This is a genomic window from Moorena sp. SIO1F2 (assembly GCF_010672755.1).
GTDB lineage: Bacteria > Cyanobacteriota > Cyanobacteriia > Cyanobacteriales > Coleofasciculaceae > Moorena.
Window position 1 is genome coordinate 1 of sequence record NZ_JAAHFV010000423.1, and the last position, 5,102, is coordinate 5,102.

Below are 5,102 nucleotides of genomic sequence, written 5' to 3' on the forward strand. Positions count from 1 at the left end.
ATACTATCCAACCTATCACTACATCAACCAAACTCGTAATCAGGGAAGGGATATAACTTATGGGTAACTTATGGGTAACTTATGGGTTGATCAGGGGAAGGATTGATTGGTTTTGGTTAATACAATCAATAGGTAATTGACATCTGCATTATATTAATAAAATACCAACAATAAACTTTGTATAGTTAATTGTTATTCACCCTAGGCATAAGGATTCAGCCGTCAGCTATCAGCCAAGGGCTGATAGCTGACGGCTGTTCGCGTAGCGTGCGCGTAGCGCTAATCGCTGTTCGCTTACCTAGACATTTGTCGAGAGACTAGAATTTACCATTACTAGCAGCAACAGAAGTACCATTGCTCAAATACTGCTCAGGCTCTACCTCAACCTCTACTAGGTCTTGGGAATCTTGAGTGTTACTTCCAAATAGGGTCTTTCTTGTCCAACGAACTAAGTTATCGACATAGGTAAATAATACCGGCACCACCACCAAGGTTAGCAGAGTAGAAGTGGTAAATCCTCCAATCACGGCAATAGCCATCGGACTACGAACTTCACCGGCTGCTCCCCATTCCAAGGCAATGGGAATCATCCCAGCAACGGTGGAAACGGAGGTCATCAGAATTGGTCGCAAGCGACTCACTCCAGCTTGAATCACTGCTTTAAACTGGGGCATCCCTTCTTGCTGATGGGCTAAGGCAAAGTCTACCAAAAGAATGGCATTTTTGGTCACCAATCCCATTAGTAATACTATTCCGATCAGGGCAAACAGTCCCAATTCCTTCTGGCCTATCAACAGTCCCATTAAGGCTCCACCGATGGATAGGGGTAAAGCCACCAAAATCCCAAAGGGATAAAGAAAACTGTTGTACAACAGCACCAGAATGGCATAAATGGACAGCACTGCTAGCCCTAAGGCGCTGAAAAAGCGACTGAATATGTCTCGCATAATCTCGGCATCCCCAGCTGGTTCCTCGGAAACTCCAGGAGGTAGGGGATTCATGGCAGGTAGGGCTTTGACTTTGTCCATCGCATCTCCTAGAGAAATCCCTTGCAAGTTGCCTCCCAAAGACACCTGACGAGCACGATTAAAGCGGTCAATCTGAGCAGGTCCACTCCCTAAACGGATATCAGCTACGGCAGCAATCGGTACTAAGGTTCCATTTTGACTGGGAACCCGCAGATTTTTAAGGGTTTCGATGTCATCCCTCGATGCTGGGTCAAGTTGGACACGAATCGGAATTTGTCGGTCAGGTAGGTCAAATTTAGCCAGATTTGACTCAAGGTCTCCAATTAGCGCTAAAGAGGCCGTGCGTGCGATCGCTTGAACAGACACACCTAAATCTGCAGCACGGGCAGGGTTAGGTACAATCACAATTTCTGGTTTAACTAGACTTTCACTAGAGGTGACTTCCACTAAACCAGGAATTTGACGCATCTGTTTTTCTAGAGCTTGGGCGGTTTGGGAAAGCAGTTCACCATTGTCACTCTTGAGGATAATTGATAAATCCTTGCTAGAGCCTCCAGCCCCTTGACTACGGAAACTAACCCTCGCGCCAGCTATTTTCTGGAAATCCTCACGCATTTGCTGCTGAAATTCTTGCTGAGAGAGTTCCCGTTGGTCTTTGGGTAAGAGTTTGGCGTATACAATAGCAGAATTTACACCATCACCCCCAACACTAGCCAAAACATTTTCTATAGCTGGGTTTGACTGCAACAACCGATTTGTTTCTTGAACCACATCTATGGTTTCACTCAGCTCAGACCCCGGTGGCAGCTCAATCGATACTGTACTGATGCCAGTATCCCCATTACTAAACAAACCCTTGGGAATAAACTGTACAAGCTGCAAGCTAGCGATGAAAAAAGCTACAGCTATCAACATCGTGGTAATCCGGTGCTTCAACGCCCAGGTTAATAGACCTCGATAAGGTTGTATAGGTCGGCTCTGGTGGGTTGCAGGTTGATGGTTAGCAGGTTGATGGTTAGCAGGTTGATGGTTATTGTGCCAACTTTCAACCTTCAACTTGTCAACCTTCAACGGGTCAACCTTGGCCAAAAGGCCACGCTTCGCGAACAACTTGTCAACCTTGGCCAAAAGGCCACGCTTCGCGAACAACTTGTCAACCTTGGCCAAAAGGCCACGCTTCGCGAACAACCCTTTTGATTTTGGCTTGAGCAAATAAGCACTAAGCATCGGTGTCATTGTGGTAGCTACCAGGGTCGAAAACATAGTAGATACAGCAACGGTTACTCCAAAGGGTTGGAAAAACTGACCAGGGATACCCCCCATGAAGGCTACAGGAATAAATACCGCAACAATAGTGGCGGTGGTGGCTACTACAGCTAAACCAATTTCCCGCGCCCCATCCCAAGCTGCTTTAAGGGGTTTCTTACCCATATCTAAGTGCTGGTCGATATTTTCAATCATGCAAATGGCATCATCGACCAAGTTCCCCACAGCTAGGGCTAAACCCAGTAGGCTCATACCGTTGAGGGTATAGTCTAGGGATTTCATCACCAAAAAGGTGGGAATAATTGATAAAGGTAGGGCTACTGCTGTAATTAGAGTTACCCGCCAATTTCTCAGAAATATCCCCACAGTGAGTACGGTCAGTAGTGACCCGATAACTAGGGAATCTATGGTTGCTTGGTAGGACTCACGGATGGAATTAGCACGGGTGAATATCAAGCGCAGTTCGATATCCTCTGGCAGAGTAGTTTTTAGTTGTTCGACAGCCTTGCGCACCCCTTCTTCCACGGAGACTAAAGTGCTACCAGTGCTACGCAGTACAGAAAAGGCTACCACTGACTCCCCATTGAGATAGGCGGCTTTCCTGAGATCACCAAAGTCGTCTTTAACCTCTCCCAAACTGGAAAGGGCAACATTTGCCCCATCCGGGAGCACAATACGGTAGTTTTTTAACTCTTCCACCGTCTTGGCACTGCCGAGAGTCCGGACATTCTGTTCAGCACCGCCGATGTTACCGCGACCACCTGGTAAGTTAACATTAAAACTCCGAATTTGGTCATTAACTTGGGTAGCAGTGATACCAAAGGCTTGTAATCTAGCGGGGTCAAGGTCAACTCGAATTTCCCGGTCAACCCCTCCGAGTCGATCAATTTGGGCAACTCCCGCTACATTCACCAGATCACGGCTAATTTTCCGGTCAACTAGGTCACTCAATTCCTCCACTGAGCGTTTGTCAGAAGCTACGGCATAGGTCATAACTGAACCTCCGGCAAATTCTAACCGTCTGACGATAGGTTCGTTGATATCTAGGGGCAAACTTTGGCGAATTTGAGCTACCGCATTGCGTACATCATTAGTGGCCTGATTGCTATCAGTTCCCAGGACAAAATTAATAATAGTGCTGGAGCTGCCATCAGTAACGGTAGAGTTGATTTGGTCAATATCTCCGAGGCTAGCAACAGCATCTTCAACTTTTTTCGTGACCTGGAATTCCAGTTCTGCCGGTCCTGCCCCTGGCTGGGTAACAGTAATCATGACCGCTGGCACATCAATATTGGGGGTATCATCAATTCCCAACTGGTTAAAGGAGAATAGACCAACTATTCCTAAAACCAGGAACATGACCAGAGTAGCAACCGGATTTTTAATTGACCAAGAGGAGACGTGGAAGGACATCTTATAAATAGTTGAAGGTTATTGGCTTGAAGGCGATGGGAGGGCTTCTATTGAGTTTCTAAGACTTGGACGCGATCGCCGTCTTTGAGGAAAGCAGCACCTTTGACTACAATGCGATCGCTTGGGGCTAAACCACTCTTGATTTCTACTTGCCCATCAGGGAGGAGTTCTCCCATTACCACTGGCTTTGCTTTAACAGTGTTATCTGCTTCGAGTCGGTAAACGATTGCACTAGTGTCAGGTTGGGGCAAGACTGCTTTCGATGGTATAGTTAGACCGGTAGTGGATGAGGTGGTGATAGAGCCTTGTAAAAACATTCCTGGTCGCAAGCTACCGGAATTGGGTAAATCTACTTTGACCACAGCCTGACGAGACTGCTGATCAACTATCGGGTCAATTTCTCGTACTGTTCCAGAAAGCTTCAGGCTGCTATCTCCTCTAGAGGATATTTCTACTGGTTGCCCAATCTGAATTTGGGACAGTTGGGTTTCGGGTACCCTTAATAACAATTCCAAACGCCCCTTTTCGATAATGGTAAAGAGTGTTTCTGACGAAGAGGTAATATCACCGACACGGGCATTTCTGGTCGCTACTTTGCCACTGACTGGTGCCACCACTTGGGTATCATTCAGTTGCGCCATCACTAACTGGACTTGTGCCTTCTCTCTAGCCAGTTGAGCTTGAGCTTGAGCAATTACTTCTGGACGGGAACCAGCCAATCTTTGCTGGAGCTGCTGTTGAGCTTCTACTACAGCGGCTTCTAACTGGGCAATTTCTGGGCTGTTGGTGTTTCGTGCTTGCTCAAGGCGTTGTTGGGCTTCAGATAAATTCGCTTGAGCACTGAAATATTGACTTTCCACCTCATTATAGCGGTCTTGGGAGATGGCTCCCTCGGCAATCAATTTTTTCTGGCTCTCGAAGCGACGTTTAGCTAGACTCAACTGGGCTTCAGCAGATGCCACTTGGGCTTTTGCTTGGTCAATCTGTCTAGGAATACTAGCTTCGGCCTGCCTTAGACGAGCTCTAGCTTGGTCTAGACGAGCTCTAGCTTGGGCTTTTTCTTCTGAGCGTGACCCCGCCTTCAGTTCTGCTAAACGGGCTTCAGCTTGGGCAACTGCTGCCTGAGCTTGAGCTAACTGTGCCTGAAGCACAGCATTATCTAGGCGTGCCATTACTTGTCCGGCCTTGACAAATTCCCCTTCTCTAACCAGTACCTGTTTAATCTGTAAACCCGTTGCTTGGGACTTGACCCTAATCTCCTCAAAAGCAGCAACACTACCAATAACTTCTAGGGTACGGTTAACTGTGGTGGTTTTTACGTCTGCCACCGTAACAGTTTGAGCAGGTACAGCAGAGGGGACAGCCCCAGGGGTTTCAGCAGAGGGGACAGCTCCAAAGGGTCAAAAAACCGATTCCCCTGCTGAAACTGTTCAAACCCCTGCGGCTGTCCCCTCT

Annotated in this window: 2 protein-coding genes; both read right to left on the minus strand. The window is 47.4% G+C overall.

Annotated features, from left to right (window positions below; translation table 11 throughout):
• Nucleotides 1-317: 317 nt before the first annotated feature.
• Nucleotides 318-3,647, minus strand: coding sequence for an efflux RND transporter permease subunit (locus F6J94_RS29920; protein ID WP_293046972.1), 3,330 nt, complete (start codon nt 3,645-3,647; stop codon nt 318-320).
• Between the two features lie 47 nt (nt 3,648-3,694).
• The gene (locus F6J94_RS29925) at nt 3,695-4,975 is read right to left on the minus strand and encodes an efflux RND transporter periplasmic adaptor subunit (protein ID WP_293046974.1); all 1,281 of its coding nucleotides are present in this window, start codon (nt 4,973-4,975) and stop codon (nt 3,695-3,697) included.
• Nucleotides 4,976-5,102: the final 127 nt, after the last annotated feature.